The sequence below is a fragment of the bacterium genome, from assembly GCA_035703895.1.
Taxonomy (GTDB): domain Bacteria; phylum Sysuimicrobiota; class Sysuimicrobiia; order Sysuimicrobiales; family Segetimicrobiaceae; genus Segetimicrobium.
In genome coordinates, this window is record DASSXJ010000311.1 from 1 (window position 1) to 15,690 (window position 15,690).

Sequence of the window (15,690 nt, forward strand, 5' to 3'; positions counted from 1 at the left end):
AACGAGATGAGCGACAATCCCGGCGGCGGGGCTCCCGGAGACGGGACCCATCTGCTGCGTGCCATGGTTGAAGCGGGTCTGACCGATAGCGCGTTCGGCACCATGTACGACCCTGAGGCCGCCGATGCAGCACACAATGCGGGCGTCGGCGCGACGTTGCGGGTGCGTCTGGGCGGCAAGCACGACCGCCTGCACGGTGATCCACTGGATCTTACGGTCTACGTCAAGAGTCTGACCGATGGACAGTTCAAGCTATCCACGCCGATGGGACAGGGGGCTCCGATGAACCTCGGCAAGATGGCACGGCTTGTGTGTGGCGGTATCGATATCGTCGTCGCGAGCAAGCGCACGCAGGTACTCGACCCCGAGCCGTTCCTGCTGCATGGTATCGACGTGGGCCGGTGCCGGATCGTCGGGGTGAAGTCGAGCGCGCACTTCCGGGCCGGATTCTCCGCAATCGCGAAACATATCGTCACAGCCGACCCACCGGGCATCACCACCTCGAATCTATCGAGCCTGCCGTATCGCCGACTGCGTAGGCCGATCTATCCGCTCGACGAGGAGACGATTTATAAGCCTGGCGGAATGGCTTGAGAAGCGGATCCATCACCCTGCCCCGGCCCGCCTGAGGACGGTCGACATCTTACGATCTGCCTTGGCCGTGGCGTGTGCCTGTTTCGGGCCCAGCGCGTATCAAGCGAAGTTGGTGAAGCCGACTACGGGCAAACGGGGGGAGATTGGTAAGGACCGTTCGTGGCGCCACCGCCTCGCGGTGGGACGAAACGTTGATGACTAAATCGACGTCCGCACCTCTTCATAGATCCGGAGAGGAGATGCGCCCCTCCGTGCGTAAGACAATAAGGAAAGCGTATGCTCCACTGGAACAATATGTCGGAGGCGACAGATGGACTGGATCGAAAGGTTCCTCCATATAAGCCCTGATGCGGGCAGCGGCTCATTGGAGCTAAGCATCGTAATCGGTGCGTTGATCGGCCTCACAATGATCTTGGTGGGAGTCGCTAAGGTAGTCCCGACCGTGCACTCGTGGTTCAATCGTGCACGCCAGCGTCAGTCTGACATGGTCACCCCGGAGCGAACGCAATAGCCCGACCGGAGTCGGACTCTACCGGTCTCCGTTTTGGTTCGCAGGACCGTACTTTGCGACCGATTCCTCAGCGATTCCGGCGTCGCCTAGATAGCGCCACCATCGATCGATGAATCGGCCAGCGTCCGGTCGAGCGCGTTCGAGGTGTCACGCATCAATACCAGATCAAGACCCTCCGCGGTTAGATCACCACACGCGGGATGACAGATAATCATAGTCCCTCATCATGAAGGTGACGCGTCGAAACATTTCGTCTCCTTTCCCGCGGAGAGGACGCCGACTCTTGGAAGCTGCGTAGTCTTATTGAGAGTCGCCGACTGATCTGGGCGTCGTACTCTGTCGTGCATTCCCGCTCGAGAAACCCGTCCGGGGCACCATACCCAATTCGCGCATGATGAAGGCGGTCAAATCAATCGCCACCTCCCCAGAATCGGGACCGTTCTCTCCAGAGATGGCGCCAGTTTCCCCATGCCAAAACAGTTTGTAGCATCGATACAGGATAGGCGCATCTGACGACGTGACAAAGCGCATTGCGGCGACCATCTTGCGGCATTGCCCCGACCACCCAACCTCCGACGCTAAGCATGCAAAAAACGTGGCCGGATAGGCTTCACCCTCCCGGAGGTTTTGGTAAGGAGACCACTCCGCCATGGCACGGGCCGTCTCCGGGTCGGTCGCATCTCCCCACTCGCCCAGCGCCGCCGGAAAGCGCTCGCGAAGCCGAAAAAAGTCGGTAAGTCCGCCAATGCCGGCAACAGCCCGGAACAGATCCGGCCGGCGTGCCAGGGTTATCGCGGTGAGCATCCCTCCTCCGCTAAAGCCCACGATGGCGAGTTGGTCCTTTGACGCTATTCCCTTCTTGATGAGGAATTCGGCAGCGGCGACAAAGTCTAGCGAGCTCTGCCCCTTGTTCTTTCCGCGGCCTCGCTCCCACCACTCCGTGCCAAATACACCATCCCCACGGAGCGTGGCCCAGGCGTAGACGCCTCCTGCGTCGAGAAACGGCAAGTACCATGCCGGTGGGTCGAAGTAAGAAAAATTCAAATTGCCATACCCGGACAAGAGTACAGGATGCGGCTCGGATAAGTCTAAGTCAGGACGGTAGACAAGCCGGATCGGGATTCGCGCGCCGTCCGTGCTCGTGCATTCCACGACTCGTCGATTCAGCGGCCCGAGATCGGCAACGGGAGCAGGCGTCCGCTCAACCGTACGATTGGTCAGGTTAAACTGATAGAAGGAGGGAAGAGAGGTAAAGGTGCCGTGCATGAAGGAAAATCCGCCTGCGCAGGGAGTGATCGCTCTGTGACTGACATAGAAACCTCCCCCGCTGGCCCCTGAGATGCCCCCAGGGGGCAGCGGCACCGTTCCGTCGGGTGTACCATCGACGCGAAAGAGAACCAGCTCGTAGCCAAAGTCGTCGAGGAACCCAATGACGAGCCGGTCTTGCACCCGGGAGAGGAAGCCGATCACGCGATTTCCTGGCGGGATCATCTCGGTCCAGGTGGAATGATCGGACGCTGTGGTTAATGGAATGCGCACCACACGCCCTTTCGGTGCGCCCTCGGTAGTAATTGCGACGTAGGAATCGTCGACAAAGACCCCCTGGCATCTTCCCGCAACGTCTTTCAAGAACGGGCGCCAACCGCCGGAACGCAGATCCTTGATGTAGCGTGCGCTCGGAAGTGGCTGGCCTATCGTCAAACTCCCCAGCAGTGCTGCGATGTATCGCCCGTCGTCAGAGATCTGAAGTGCGCCGGCACGGGCAGCGAGGTCAGCGGCACTCGGGGGCGGGTCACCGATGCGGTGACAAAAGATCCCGGGTCCGCTCTGTGTTCCGGCGGGGCCGTAGCCAATGTAATAGAAGGTTCTTGAGTCAGGAAGCCAGACATCGCGCCGCTGATTCGTCGGCGACACGAGATGGGCATTCAGGCGATCAACTAGGAGATGCTTCCTCTCAACGTCGATGAAGCGGAGGGCCTGGGGTTTGTTCTCCACCGTGGCCGATCGGGTCTCCGGCCCAAATTCGTTGATGAGGTATATCGCCACCAGAGATCCGTCGGGCGAAGGCACAAATCCGCGCAGAGCCTTGGGTTCGTCCTTTCCCAGTTGGTCCGGATCGTAGATCAACTGGCCTGGGCCAAACGGGGTGTCCGAAATCCTCAACTGCGGGTACGCTTTTCGACGGGGGACAACCGATACCCATCGGTTGCCGGACGGCACGGGGCCGCTCCAGCTCAGCGAGTGGTAAAGAAAGCCTGTCGAGTCCTGTTGCTTGCGGATCTCTTGGTAGTGAGGCCAGTCCTCTAAGTATCGACGCGCCAGTGCGTCTTCCGCCGTGCTCCATGCAAGTGCCTCGGGTGTATCGTCCTCGAGCCAGTCGTAGGGGTCTTCATACGTTATGCCGCCGACAGTCCGGCGCACGACTTCGCGGCGGGCCGCCGTATATCGCAGATTTCGGCCGTTCATTCGCTCTCCTCTCCTGGCTGCCGCAGGCACCTGAATGCGTCGGGATTGACGAGATTCTGCGGTCGCTTGCCCGACATGCCGGCAATAACGTCCTGCGCCGCGACCAATGACCGTTGAGCACGGAGCCGCCTGGAGGCGCTGTGGCAGTGCGCGCCTAGGACGACATTTGATAACTCCATGAGTCCGGGATGAACCCTTGGTTCGCCCTCGTAAACGTCAATCGCTGCGGCGGCGATGTGTCGGGCGCGCAACGCGTCGACCAGTGCGCCTTCGTCGACGCCGCCGGTCGATGTGTTCACCAAGATCGCGGTGGGCTTCATTCGACGCAGTTGAGAGGTGGAGATCAAATGTGCGGTCTCAGCGCGCGGCGTGGCAAGCACGCATACAAAGTCGGAGTCCGCGAGAAGTTCATCGAGCGCTACCATCGTTATTGCGGTCTCTCCGCCTGTGCCATCCGCGATGCCGTCGCACTGCGGATCATGGCACAGAATACGCATGCGGAAGCCCCCCGCCCGTTCCGCGATGGCCCGTCCAACATTACCGAGCCCAATGAGCCCGAGCGTAGATCTATATATGTCCTCTCCGAGGAAGCCATCCAGCCGCCAACCCTGGAAGTGACCGCTCCTGACGAACCGATCGGCTTCCAGTATCCGGCGGGCAGCCGCGATCATCAGGCCGAAAACGAAGTCCGCGACCGCGTGAGTGGAATCGTCCGGCGTGTTGGAAACCATCACGTGGTGCCGGGTGGCCGCCTCGACATCGATATTTGCGTAGTGGGCGCCCACGTTCGTCACGATCTGCAAGCCGGGCAGTGAAAGCACGACAGAGCCTATGGGGTCCATCGTCTGACTCACGATTCCCCTGCACCCCGCGGCGAGGGTCCTTATCGACTCCTGCTTCAGTGGCAGGTCGTGGGGGTAGGAGACGATTTCGCACGCCTCGGCCAGGACTCGTAAGCCCGCTTCAAGGATTGGATGCATAAGCAGTACGCGCGGCCGATTCGCCGCATCCGGGTCATGCCTGACAGTCGTCACCGCCGGGGCTCCGCGGCTAGGTATCCACCATCGACAGGCAGCATGATTCCAGTGATCCAGCGCGCCTCGTCGCTTCCGAGAAAGACCGCGGCATACCCGACATCCCACGGTGTTCCTTCGGTTTGAAGCAATGACCGGAGACGACGCGCTTCTCTTTTCGCATCATCGAGGCCCTGGGCTACTGCCATCGGAGTGTACACATGCCCCGGTACAATACAATTGACTCGAATGCCGTCGGGTCCATGTTGGAATGCCATCGCTCGGGTCATGTTGATGATGGCGCCCTTCGCTGTTCCGTACGCCAACATCGGCGTTCCGCCTCGCAATCCCATTATTGATGAAAGATTGATGACGGCACCGCCTCCAATGCGAACCATCTCCGGGATCGCGTGCCGCGCCATGAGCAGAACGGACTTGACATTGATGGCCATCGTGCGATCCCATTCGTCTAGGACCACGTCGGTTGCGGACCCGATTGGGCCGGCCACACCCACGCTGTTGACAAGAACATCGATTCGGCCCCACGTTTCGAGGACCCGGCGTACCGCATCTCGGCAATCCGCATCAACCGTCACGTCTGCCTGCACAACCAGCAGCTCACCCGGATTCCGCCCTTCGTCGACAATCATTTTTTTGGTCAACTCGGCTTCGTCAGGCTTCAGATCGACGAGCGCCACCCGCGCCCCGGAACGAGCATACAAAATTGATATGGCTCGTCCGATACTTATTCCGGGACCGCTGGAGCCTGCCCCCGAGATGAGTGCCACCTTGCCAAACAACCTGGCTTGAGCGGTGGGTGGGTTCTGAGGGCCGTCCGGGTTCATTGGATGCGCACGACTGCAGGCGTCATTGTGTTCCCGGTCTTTGGGGTTGAGAGCCAGCGATTGATTCCACCCAGTGCAGGTGCAGCCTGACCGCGTCGGCAAACAATGAGGGGTTTTCGAGGGGTAACATATGGGGCCCAGCCAGGACCTCCATTCGGCGAGGGGCATGGAGAGCGTCAAACACCTCTAAGACATGTCCCATCGGCGCCGCCGCGTCGTGCCGCCCTGCAAGCATCGTGACCGGACAACGAATCATGCCAATCTCTTCTCGCACGGCATGAGCCGCCATCGCTCTCCACCACATGGCAAATGCCCGTGCGTCATCGCTGAGCAAGCGACGCCGAGCGTACGTCACACCGGGATGCTCGGGATTGGCAAGGGCCGCGGGCGTAAACCAGCGCTCGAGTGTCGAATTCAGGACGCCGGCCATTCCCGCACGGTCGACACTTGTTGCCCGCTCGCGGAGTCTTTGACTTCGCTCGGGACTGTCGAGCACACTCGTACACGCGACCATCAGTGACCGTATGCGCTTCGGGTCCCGCAACGCCATGCGCACGGCCAGGGTGCCGCCCATTGAAACACCGACGACGTCGGCGGCGCCGTCGACCCTTTCGAGCACCTCGTCCGCGACACGCTCGATCGTGAGCTCGTCTCCACGAAGGGGGTTATGACCGTGGCCGGGAAGATCGGGCTTCGTGGCTTGAAGCTCAATGAACTGCCAACATTCGCTGTCCAGACCGAGTGGGTGAAGCAACAGCAGTGTCATCGGCGCGCCTCGGTCGCGGCGGCCGGAGCCGGTGGTTGCCGAAGGCCTAGATCAACGAGAAACTTACCATCTCGGATCCGCTCCTTCCCGTCGACATAGACTGTTGGTTTGAGCACGATTCCGTCCATATGAATCTTGCTTCGGAGAGTTCCTCCGACGTCGATGTTGGTGCCTAGCCCAAAATGGATAGAGCCGAAGATGTTCTTGTCCTCGCGTTGATTCCCGGTGACGCGGGCGACGGGATTGAGTCCGATCGACGCCTCCGTGGGAAAACAGTAGGCGTTGTCATCACCATACCGGGCGAGGTACGTCTCCAACTCACTGGCCTCTGCGCCACCTGTGATTCGAGTAATGCGTCCATCCCGAACCTCTAGTTCGATGGGAGACGCAAGCCGCCCAAACCGGTGCATCGTCAGATCGATCACCGCGACGCCATTTGCGCTCCCCTCGACCGGCGGGATGTTGAATTCGCCGGTCGGATAGACGCATGCGAACAAGCTTGTTTTACGGCCTTCCTCCGCTCTTCGATATGCGCGAAGCGGATCGCGATTGCCACGGGGTTCTGGTGGGACGTATACGCGGTCCTCAACGCTGTACGTCAGATCGGTCCCAAACCCGGACGTGACGCGAACGCTCTTGGCAGCACCGCCGAACACCAAGGAGGCCACCCGGAACTTCAAGCGTGCGATTTCCGAATAGTCCGCTGTGACTGCACCGGTTTGGAACATTTCAAGGGTCATGCCGCCGTCCATGCAAAGGCTCGGTACACCCTTTGCCATCGCCTCTGATGCGGCCTCACAATGCAACATGCCCGTCGTGGCTAGAAGCACATTCACGTCCGACTCGAGCATCGCCTTGCAAACTGTTTTGGGAGGATTGTAGTAGTCAGCGGGCCGTGGATCGAAGAGCGCAATGGTCGGCTCGGCCCCGCAATCGGCCACTATACTCATTACCGCCTGCCAGACTCGTTCATCGTGAGCTGTGTCGGTGAGCACCAAGACATTCATTCCGGACTCCACATTTGCCACGATCGGTCTCCTCAAGTACGCTAGCGACCCGGTTAGCATGTGATATCTCCTCGCCGTCCGACATATTTACGACTCCTGAGGCCTCTCCGATCTCCTGCTCACTCTCAGTTTGACCAGCGCCTTTCTGAGCCTACGGTAAGTAGCTTGGGATCAAACGCATCCCGGAGCGCATTCCCTAGAATCGCTGCGGCGAGCACAGTGACGAAAATCAAGACACCGGGGGCCAAGACTAGTGTCCACGAGTACGCAAAATAGCTTTGGGCATTCTGAAGCATGTTGCCCCAACTGGGCGTCGGGGGAGCGATGCCCAATCCGAGAAAATCAAGCGCGGCTTCAATCAAAATCGCCTGCCCGAATCCGAGACCCGTAGCCACGAGTAGAGTTGGCAGAACGTGCGGAAGGACATGCTTAAATATCATCCTGAATCGAGTGGCCCCTAGCGAAACAGCTGCCGCGACAAATTCGCTGTGGCGTACGATCAGCGCTTCCCCCCGTACTAACCGTGCCACGTTTGCCCAACCGACAAACGCAATGATGAGCGAGAGTGTAAGTACATTTGGTCTGAAGAGAATCGACATAAAGATGAACACGTATATTGCGGGCAGCCCCTTGAGAAGATCGACCACGCGCATCAATGCATCGTCCACGATGCCACCGTAGAATCCCCCGATCACGCCTACACCGGTACCGACGATACCCGCAATGAGGACACTAAGGAGTCCGACGCCGACGGAGACCTGAGCGCCGTAGAGTAACCGTATAAAGGTGTCTCGCCCCAGCTCGTCCGTACCCAGGATGTGGCGGCCGCCAGGCGCCGCGAAGGTGTTGTCGAGATTCTGTTTGACGGGATCAAAGCGGAGGATGTGACTACCGATGAGCGGCGCCGTCAAGGCGATCCCGATACACCACAGAATTACCACGCCTGCGATCATCCCAATCGGATCGCGGGCTAGGTGCTCGAGTGTCATCCGCCAGTAACCGCGTGTGGTCTCCGGCCCATATTGGTTAGCCCCTCGAATGTCGCGCTCACCCACCGTGGTGTCCAATCCTGTTCTTCCTCTAGTACCGCAGTCGAGGATCGGCCGAGGCGTACAGAATGTCCGCGAGCAGGTTGCCGCCGATGGCCAAGAGAGCCATGAAGGTCGTCAGTCCGAGAACCGCCGTGTAGTCTGTCTGCACCGCGCGCTGATACAGGAGCTGGCCCATGCCTCCCCAACTGAAAACGACTTCTATGATGAGAGACCCGCTGAATAACGCCGGTGCTTCGAGACCGACCAGGGTAATCAATGGGATCATCGCATTGCGAAGCACATGAATATAGAGCACACGAGTTTCTGCCATGCCCTTCGCGCGGGCGGTCCGAATGTAGTCGTGTCCGAGCACTTCAAGCACGCTCGACCTAACGAACCGAGACCAAATCGCGATGTACCCGAACGCGACTGCCAGGGCGGGCAAGATCAAGTGCACGATCCGATCCGGGATATCACCGCCACCCTGTCCGGCTTTTGCAATACCGCCCGACGGAAGCGCGGGCAAACCCAGATCGTGCGGTTTAACCGCGAACACGAGGATCAGGAGGAGCCCCAGCCAAAACGCGGGGATTGCATAGCCCGTCACCGACAGAGAAGTGAGGAGATGGTCGAGGGGCCTACCTCGCCGGACCGCCGCCGCGATGCCGGTGGGTACTGCGACACACAAAGAGACAGCGGTGGCAGTTAGCGTCAACAGCAGCGTGGCCGGGAGCCGGCTCTGAATCAAGGTAAGCACCGGGATACCGTCGGTCATCGATCGCCCAAAGTCACCATGGGCAAGGCCAAACAGCCACGTCCCATACTGCACATAGAGCGGTCGGTCCAACCCCAGGTACGATTTGAGTTGCTCGACCTGCGCCCCGGTCAGGTTCGGATTCAAATCGAGGCCGGGTATGTAACTACCCGCGGCAACATGCATGATGAGGAATGTTATCGTGGTCGCCGCGATGAATGTTGGTAACGAGACTGCGATCCTGCGCAGCATATATCGGCCTAGCATCGTGTCATCGAACCTGCAGTCGGATGCCGGAAACGATCTCGCGTGCCTGCGTCGCCCGGGTCACTTCGTACCCGCCAGCCAAACGTCCTTAATCCACGGCCGATTGTTCGTCGTGTTGTAAGGCCCGACGTTCCAGCCGACCACGCGTTTGTTAATCCCCCAAACGCCCTTCTGGTAGACTAATGGCGCCGCCGGCAAATCGTCGCTCAGCAAGTCTTGCACTCGTGCGTAGATCTCCTTGCGCACCGACGGGCTCGTGGTGGCAGCCGCCTGATCGATCAATTTATCGACCTCCGGATTGCTGTAGTGCATCCCGTTGAGCCCTCCTGTAACCGTGCCCGAGGTCGTGAAGAAGCCTCCGAGCAGCTCGTCCGGGTCTGGAGAGTTGGCCAACGCGACCCTGAGCATCACATCGAACGTTCTGATGGAGGTTAGTTGTGCCACGAGCTGAGAATTCTGTATCGGTCTTGGCGTCGCGTCAACGCCGACATCCTTCCACATGCCCTGCATGGCTACCAGAATGCTCTCGCGTACCTTGTTCCCGGCGTTTGTCAGGATCTCAAATGCCAGCTTCGTCCCTCCCTTGGCACGCACACCGTCCGCGCCTCGGACCCAGCCCGCCGCATCCAATAGCTCCTCAGCCCGATTCTTGTTGAAAGGGTACGTGTTGTGGAGATGTGAGTTATAGGCCCAACTGACCGATGGGAGCTCGCAGTCGCCCGTAACCGCCTGCTCGAAGTAGATGGTTCTCGCGATACGGACACGGTCTAAGGAGTATTGAAGCGCTTTCCGGACATTCTTATCCCCGAAGAGCTTGTAGCTCGGTTTGGTCGGATCGAGGTTGTACACATACCATGTGGCGCCGGGCAGCAAAAAACTCTTACGAACGATATTCTTTGCGCTCGCCAGGCTGACCCATGCGGTCGCATCTGGCTGCGCGACGTCCACCTCGCCCGTTCTCAACTGCTCCGCCAGGACCACCGCGTTCGGGACCAGCTTCATCACATAGCCGTCCAACAACGCCGGCCCGCGCCAGTAGCGGTCATTTCGAGCAAGCACAACTTGCTGGCCCTTATCCCATTTCACGAACTTGAAGGGACCCGAGCTGACCGTCGGCGCGCTCCAAAACGGGTGTGTGTTGAGCGCTTTTGGGCTTACGGCGCCGATCATGTGCTTTGGCTGGATTCGAATTCGTCCGTATTCTGCCAGGAATGGCGCCCACGGTTTCTTCAACCTGAACACGATGGTCGCTGGGTCCGGAGCATCGACACTTGAAAGGAACTGCTCCAGGGCCGGCCGGAACAGCGAGATAAAGTCCTTGGTTTCGGGTACAAACATCAGACGATAGGAGAACGCCACATCTTCAGCGGTAAGTGGGTGGCCGTCGCTCCACTCGATGCCACTTCGTAGCTTGAACGTATACGTCAACTGATCGGCGGACGGCTTGGGGACCTCGGAGGCAAGCGCTGGAATGAGTTCGCCGGCCGAGGTGATATCCAGCAGCCCATCGCCAAGCAAAATAATGATCCAGGTACTGACGTTGTCCAGCGTATTCAGCGAGTTGAGGGTTGTGACATCAGCGAACCCACCTTCAACCAGTTGACCGCCTTTCCGGGGTGGGCCCGCGGGTGCCTGCGCGGATAGCCGGGGGCTGTTAGGCTGTGCCGCCAAGCACTCGACGTCTCCGGCGCGGAAGGCCGCCCACACGGCTGATGCCGCGACGGCCTTGAAGAAGCGGCGGCGGGACCAGACCTGCAGGAACTGTTCGAACATCGGATAGGTTTCGTCTGAACTCATGAGCGTTCTCCTCTTATCCGGATACGGGTCGTGCAATGAGCCTTTCGGTGCCGAAGCAACGGCCGCCCAGTACAACGGTCGCTTTGTACGCTGCGTCAGACCGCGTATAGTCGAGAGCTTCCGAGGGACTGCCAAACCAGATGATTTCGACAGCGTCGCACTGCCTGGGCTCTGGCGAGTTCACAAGCAGAAGCTCGTGGCGCATGGGCGAAATCTCATCCACGATTTGTGCGTGCGCGCCCTTAAGCCGCTCGACGAGCGCTCCGGCTCCGTGCACCGGATGGCTACGGTAGAAAGTCATCAGCTTCACGGAGTCGCCGCCGATTTGCCCGGTGACCAACACGTCCCTGTGCGCGGTAACCGAGTTAAAAGCTGCCTCGTCGAGCAGACTATAGCGATCGGCGTGCAAGCCTACAGGAGCACCAGGAGCGAAAGCCGCCTCCACGGCTGCGATGCTTTCATACGTGGCCTCCGCGCAGACGTCAAACCCCGGATAGGGCAGCAGGTGACGACCGGCCTCAAGCACCGGAAAATTCTGGACGTAAGACAGGCGTCCGGGACGGCCGGCGCGACGCGAGCGGGCACCGTGTTCAGCCCACAGCTCGACGAATTCGGCCGTGGTCAATCCAGGTCGCCGGGGCGCCAGGCCAAACCGTACCACCCGGGTGGATGATTCAGAAGATCCCTGGGAGCGGGTCATGGCCGGTGCTTATTCGGGCACGGCTCTGGAGGGGACCGCCGCACGATCATCGCAGGGCGAAATCGAAGCTGACCGATCGTGATGCAAACCGCCATTCACTGTCCTCCCGGGCCATAACGTCATCGCAACGACCGACGTGGGTGAGAACCGGCGGCGCGCCGGGCGTGATGTCGTAGGCCTGAAAGTAGCACCGCCCCCTCACCGATCCATCCGCAATACCCTCGAGCAGAATCTGGCTGCACCAGTGCCGCCGGAGGACGCCGGTCCGCGCCCGCGCGGCAACGTTTGTGCGATTGCGCTCAATCACCGCCGAACGGCCGCGGCACGCAACTTTTCCCGCGATCGTTAGCGTCCCGCCCGCTGTGTAACAGGCGCCAAACGCCTCGGGCTGGCCGTCATCCGCGGCCGCGTAGACGCGCGCGTACAGGGCGAGGATCGCCGCGTAATCATCGCCGGCGACCGTCATGTGCTCGCGCGGTCCAGGTTATACCAGGCGTTGGCGTTCCCACCCAAGACGCGCCGGCCCGCATCGCTGGTAGGCCCGTGCAACAGGTCGGAGGGACTCATGGTCGACCAGTGCGGATAGTTGGTCGCGAACAGCAAGAGCTCGGTGGCATCTGTCATGTCAGTCCATTCCGCGACTGTGGCCGGATCCCCGGGGATTTCAAATCGCGACGTGCAAAACCGGACGTGCGTTCGCAGGTACTTGCTCGGCATCTGGGTGACCCAGGGTGTTTCGGACCGCGAGTACAGCCAGTCCATATCCATTCGCCACATGAGCGGCATGAGCAGATCGTGTCCGCCGTCGGCGAAGACAAACTTGACGTCCGGCAGGCGCCCAAAAACGCCTTCCGCGATAAGACTGGCCAGATGATAGATGAAATTGAGAGGATACATCACGCTGTATTCGATGTAGTGAAGGGGATAGCCAATCGCGGTTGGTTTGAAATCGACGCCGGCCCCCCCATCGGTGTGAATGGCCACCGGCAACCGATGGCGCGCGGCGGCCTCCCAGACCTTGAAGTACTGCCGCTGACCGTACGGCTGATGGGACTCCAGCGGGATCGCGATTTGGATCATCCGCGGGTGCTGCGCCCAGCGCTCGATCTCGCGGACCGCGCCGCCGGCATCTTCGGGATTCACCCGTATGGAACCGAAGTAGCGGCCCCCGGCGTTCCACTCTCCCAGCCAGGTCGCGGCGAGCCAGTCGTTGGTCGCCGCGCAGATGACCGTGTTCATCTCCGTATCCGGGAGAAGACCGCGCGTCAGCGGCAGCAGGATGGCGGCGTCGGCGCCGCAGGCCGCCAAATGGGCGGCGAGAAGGTCCGGGTCCGAGCCTGGCAGCCCGCCGCCGGACCGCGAATCCTCGCGGTACTCGCCGTACGGCGGAATCCCGGTCGGCGCGGGGTACAGATACCGGTGCGGCGGCGGGAACACCCGGCTCCGCCAGGGCTCTTCCATGTACTCCCGCAGCTCGTCGCTGCGGCGTACGATCGGATGGACCGCCGCATCCACGACGTCGAGACGGACCTGCGTCTGCGGGCTCATGCGCCTTCGATCACCACGAATCCGTCTTTGACCTTCACGGGATACGACCGCACGGCCATCGCCGGAAGGGCGATGGAGCGGCCCGTGGCGATCTCGAACTCGATCCCATGCCACGGACAGCGGACAAACTGTCCCGCTCGAGACCACGTGATTTCGTACGGCGCGGTCCCGGCTTCGACCAGCCCCGTGACGCGTCCCAGGCAGAGCGGCCCGCCCCGGTGGGGACAATAGTTGAGCAGTCCGTAGTACTGACCGTCGACGTTGAACACCCCGATCCCGAATTTGCCTAACGGCACAATCTTGACCGTGCCCGGAGGCAATTCCTCAACGCGGCACACCGCTCGGCTTGATGCGTCAGCCATTCAGGGGCGACCCATCCAAGCTGTCGCGGGCCCGCGTGCGCGGAAGGCGGTAGAGCTCGATGGCGTTGTCTCGCAGAATAGAGTTCCGCATCGCCTGCGGGAGCCGGGCGGCCGTCCATTCCGGAACGTCCATGTCATAGTGAGGATAATCGGTGGCGAGCAATAGCAGACGTTCGGCGTCCATCCACGTCATCATCCGCTGCATGGACTTAAGGTGAAACCCCTCTTCGAGGGGCTGCGTGGTCAACCGGACATGTTCCCGGATGTACTCGGAAGGCCGGCGTTTCACATCGGGGACTTCTGGCCCGAGCGCGTTCCAGTACTGGTCGAGCCGCCAGAGGAACGGGGGCAGCCAGCTGAAGCCGCCTTCGACGCACACAACCCGCAACTCAGGAAACTTTTGGAATGCCCCGTCGAAGACAAAGCTGTTCAGGTGGCCCATGTACAGAAGGGGATGTTGGGCGAACGTTTCAATCCAATACGACGGAAACCCGACAGGCGTGAGGGCGCGCATCCCGGGCTGCTTGATGATGTGGAGTGCGATCGGAAGTCCGTGGCGGGCCGCCGTCTCGAGGATCGGATGAAACTGTGGCTGACCGTACGGCGCGGGCGATTCGGGAAACATGGAGACCTGAACCATAAAGGGATGGCCGGCCCACTTCTCGATTTCCCGGATAGCCCCCTCAGGATCAAACGGGCAGACCCGGATTGAGCCCCGATAACGTCCGTGCCAATTGAATTTTGAAAGCCATGTGTCGGCCTGCCAGTTGTTACAAGTCGCGCACATCGCCGTCTCAAATGCCGGATCACTAATTTTCAGGCGGGGGAAAAGCGGGATAAGGATCGCGTAGTCTACGCCGAGTTCCTGGATAAGCTGCTTATCCATCAGAGCCGGATCCGATCCTTCTGGGCCGCCGTGAGCCGGGAGCGCGTCCACCCGTGTCGCTGTAGACGGCATGTAGATGCGTGCCCCGCCGCTTTCGACCTCCGCGGGGTACCGACGGAAGTACCTGCTTCGCCAGGGCTCGGGGACGTAGTCCACCAACCCCTCGATCGTCGAGCTCGGGTGAACGTCACAATCAACTATTTTGACCTCAAGTTGACGGCCCGCTGCCATATCTTTCTTTTGCGACTGCTCAGCCACGTAGGTCATTTGGGCTCGCCTCTTGCACCTGACTCATATGGAACAGGCGCAATCGATAGAAACTATTGGATCCACGGATCCAAACTCCTGCTGCGGCGGGTCCTTCATTCCGTGCTACCGGCGTCGGTCGCGGGGCCCTATCTTGACGAAGGTGGGCTATTGACGCGCGGCGACCTTCAGAAGACCCGTCTCTCGGCCTCCGTTCGGCCGGCCGGCAAAGTATTCTTTGGCGGCGCGCGCAATATGAGTGTGCATCGTCTGACCGGCTGCTTTGGCATCATGCTGCTTCAGGGCTTTGACGATCGCCTCGTGCTCCGCCACAGACCGGCGGGCTCGTCCCGGGATAAACAGCGGCGTAAACACGGTTCGGCCGACCCACAACTGTTCAAGAAACCGCAAGAGCGTCGGCATGTGCGAGGACTCCCACACGACACGGTGAAACCGTTCGTTTAAATCGGTGACTTTGGACAGGTTGTCTTTGCCGGTTGAGATGGCCCGCATGGCTCTGGTCAGGTCCTCCAACTTGTCGATCTGCGCCGGCCGGATAAGCCGCGCAGCAGAACGAGCGGCTTCAGACTCCAAGAGTGAACGCAGACGATAATTCTCTTCAGCCGCCTCAGCACTAAACGTCTGGACAGCCATCCAGCGCTGGGGCAATTGGACGACCAGTCCTTCAGCCTGAAGGCGTCGAAGCGCTTCCCGCACAGGCTGACGGCTCACCTGGAGTTCGGTGGCAAGCCTGTCCTGTTGTAACCGTTCACCCGGACGGAACTTGCCGCCCAGGATTGCTTCTCGGATGGTGCGGGTCACCAGGTCGTTAATGGAGGTCAGGGCGTCCGACCGTAGCGGTGGCAGCGTTATCGTTCGGGTATTGTCGGCCATTCG

At 60.4% G+C, this 15,690-nt stretch carries 15 protein-coding genes; 1 reads left to right on the top strand and 14 read right to left on the bottom strand.

Annotated elements, in window-relative coordinates; translation table 11 throughout:
• Positions 1-594 (top strand): MlrC C-terminal domain-containing protein (locus tag VFP86_20425; protein ID HET9002015.1); only part of this gene is annotated, 594 nt, incomplete at its 5' end.
• 811 nt (positions 595-1,405) lie between these two features.
• Here the strand turns inward: VFP86_20425 and VFP86_20430 are convergent.
• The 14 genes from VFP86_20430 to VFP86_20495 all read right to left on the bottom strand — a co-directional run bounded on the left by VFP86_20430 (position 1,406) and on the right by VFP86_20495 (position 15,687).
• Entirely contained in the window at positions 1,406-3,571 is a 2,166-nt protein-coding gene (locus VFP86_20430) for a prolyl oligopeptidase family serine peptidase (protein ID HET9002016.1), read from the bottom strand.
• Positions 3,568-4,551 (bottom strand): NAD(P)-dependent oxidoreductase, encoded by a 984-nt coding sequence (locus tag VFP86_20435; GenBank protein HET9002017.1) that lies wholly within the window; start codon positions 4,549-4,551, stop codon positions 3,568-3,570. Before VFP86_20435 ends, VFP86_20430 begins: the two co-directional genes overlap by 4 nt.
• 50 nt (positions 4,552-4,601) lie before the next feature.
• Positions 4,602-5,429: an SDR family oxidoreductase gene (locus tag VFP86_20440; protein ID HET9002018.1), complete on the bottom strand. Its 828-nt coding sequence runs from the start codon at positions 5,427-5,429 to the stop codon at positions 4,602-4,604.
• A 22-nt stretch (positions 5,430-5,451) separates the two neighbouring features.
• A complete protein-coding gene (locus VFP86_20445) occupies positions 5,452-6,195 on the bottom strand; it encodes an alpha/beta fold hydrolase (protein HET9002019.1) in 744 nt (247 codons plus the stop codon).
• Complete coding sequence (locus tag VFP86_20450; GenBank protein HET9002020.1) at positions 6,192-7,223, bottom strand: hypothetical protein; 1,032 nt, start codon at positions 7,221-7,223, stop codon at positions 6,192-6,194. Before VFP86_20450 ends, VFP86_20445 begins: the two co-directional genes overlap by 4 nt.
• Positions 7,224-7,327: 104 nt before the next feature.
• Positions 7,328-8,269, bottom strand: a complete 942-nt coding sequence (locus tag VFP86_20455; protein ID HET9002021.1) for an ABC transporter permease — start codon at positions 8,267-8,269, stop codon at positions 7,328-7,330.
• A 13-nt stretch (positions 8,270-8,282) separates the two neighbouring features.
• Positions 8,283-9,239 (bottom strand): ABC transporter permease, encoded by a 957-nt coding sequence (locus VFP86_20460; GenBank protein HET9002022.1) that lies wholly within the window; start codon positions 9,237-9,239, stop codon positions 8,283-8,285.
• 75 nt (positions 9,240-9,314) lie between these two features.
• A complete protein-coding gene (locus VFP86_20465; GenBank protein HET9002023.1) occupies positions 9,315-11,051 on the bottom strand; it encodes a peptide ABC transporter substrate-binding protein in 1,737 nt (578 codons plus the stop codon).
• 13 nt (positions 11,052-11,064) lie between these two features.
• Positions 11,065-11,676 (bottom strand): hypothetical protein, encoded by a 612-nt coding sequence (locus tag VFP86_20470; GenBank protein ID HET9002024.1) that lies wholly within the window; start codon positions 11,674-11,676, stop codon positions 11,065-11,067.
• A 121-nt stretch (positions 11,677-11,797) separates the two neighbouring features.
• Complete coding sequence (locus VFP86_20475; GenBank protein ID HET9002025.1) at positions 11,798-12,217, bottom strand: nuclear transport factor 2 family protein; 420 nt, start codon at positions 12,215-12,217, stop codon at positions 11,798-11,800.
• A complete protein-coding gene (locus VFP86_20480) occupies positions 12,214-13,299 on the bottom strand; it encodes an amidohydrolase family protein (GenBank protein HET9002026.1) in 1,086 nt (361 codons plus the stop codon). The genes VFP86_20475 and VFP86_20480 overlap by 4 nt, the downstream gene beginning before the upstream one ends.
• Positions 13,296-13,661, bottom strand: coding sequence for a Rieske (2Fe-2S) protein (locus tag VFP86_20485; protein ID HET9002027.1), 366 nt, complete (start codon positions 13,659-13,661; stop codon positions 13,296-13,298). Before VFP86_20485 ends, VFP86_20480 begins: the two co-directional genes overlap by 4 nt.
• Positions 13,654-14,814: an amidohydrolase family protein gene (locus VFP86_20490; GenBank protein HET9002028.1), complete on the bottom strand. Its 1,161-nt coding sequence runs from the start codon at positions 14,812-14,814 to the stop codon at positions 13,654-13,656. The genes VFP86_20485 and VFP86_20490 overlap by 8 nt, the downstream gene beginning before the upstream one ends.
• 147 nt (positions 14,815-14,961) lie before the next feature.
• Complete coding sequence (locus tag VFP86_20495) at positions 14,962-15,687, bottom strand: GntR family transcriptional regulator (protein ID HET9002029.1); 726 nt, start codon at positions 15,685-15,687, stop codon at positions 14,962-14,964.
• Positions 15,688-15,690 lie beyond the last annotated feature (3 nt).